We start from the raw sequence: 1,273 nt of genomic DNA on the forward strand, positions 1-1,273 counted from the left end.
CCCTATCCGCCTTCCGAATCAGCGGCACTAAAAAAGACCCGCCGGTCGGTGGGTCCTTGATGGTTTGTTTCCGGTTTGTCAGTCGATGATCTTCGCGACCGCGCCGGAGCCGACGGTGTGACCGCCTTCACGAATGGCGAAGCGCAGGCCTTCTTCCATGGCGACCGGGGTGATCAGGGTGACTTCCATTTCGGTGTTGTCGCCCGGCATGACCATTTCTACGCCTTCCGGCAGTTTGATGTCGCCGGTGACGTCGGTGGTTCTGAAGTAGAACTGCGGACGATAGCCGTCAAAGAACGGGGTGTGACGCCCGCCTTCTTCTTTGGTCAGAACGTAGACCTGGGCGGTGAAGTGGGTGTGCGGGTGGATGGAGCCCGGTGCGGCTAAGACCTGGCCGCGTTCGATTTGGGTCCGGTCGATCCCGCGCAGCAGGGCGCCGATGTTGTCGCCCGAACGGCCTTCGTCGAGTTGTTTTCTGAACATTTCGACGCCGGTGACGGTGGATTTCTGGGCTTCTTTGATCCCGACGATGTCGACTTCGTCTCCGACGTGGATGACGCCGCGTTCGACTCTCCCGGTGGCGACGGTGCCGCGGCCGGTGATGGAGAAGACGTCTTCGACGGGCATCAGGAAGGGTTTGTCGAGGTCTCTTTGCGGTTCGGGGATGTAGGCGTCGACTTCTTCCATCAGTTTGACGATTTTGTCGCCCCATTCGCTGTCGGGTTCTTCGAGGGCTTTAAGGGCGGAGCCGACGACGATCGGGGTGTCGTCGCCCGGGAAGTCGTATTCATCGAGGAGTTCGCGGACTTCCATTTCGACGAGTTCGATGAGTTCGGGGTCGTCAACTTGGTCTTCTTTATTGAGGAAGACGACGATGTAGGGCACGCCGACCTGGCGGGCGAGCAGGATGTGTTCCCGGGTCTGCGGCATCGGGCCGTCGGCCGCGGAGACGACTAAAATCGCGCCGTCCATCTGGGCCGCGCCGGTGATCATGTTTTTGACGTAGTCGGCGTGCCCGGGGCAGTCGACATGGGCGTAGTGACGGGTCGGGGTTTCGTATTCAACGTGGGCGGTGGAGATGGTGATCCCGCGTTCTCTTTCTTCCGGGGCTTTATCGATGTTTTCGAAGGCCACTTCTTCCCCCGAGCCGTACCGCCCGTGAAGCACTTTCGTGATCGCCGCTGTCAGGGTGGTTTTCCCATGGTCCACGTGACCGATGGTCCCGATGTTTACATGCGGCTTCGATCTTTCAAATTTTTCTTTTGCCATTTTA

Annotated in this window: 1 protein-coding gene; it reads right to left on the reverse strand. The window is 59.4% G+C overall.

What is annotated here, in order from left to right:
- Positions 1-78 precede the first annotated feature (78 nt).
- Positions 79-1,269, reverse strand: coding sequence for an elongation factor Tu (tuf, locus tag HMPREF0721_RS11150; protein ID WP_040640536.1), 1,191 nt, complete (start codon positions 1,267-1,269; stop codon positions 79-81).
- Between the last annotated feature and the right edge of the window lie 4 nt (positions 1,270-1,273).

Source organism: Pseudoramibacter alactolyticus ATCC 23263 (genome assembly GCF_000185505.1).
In the GTDB taxonomy this organism is placed as follows: Bacteria; Bacillota; Clostridia; order Eubacteriales; family Eubacteriaceae; genus Pseudoramibacter; species Pseudoramibacter alactolyticus.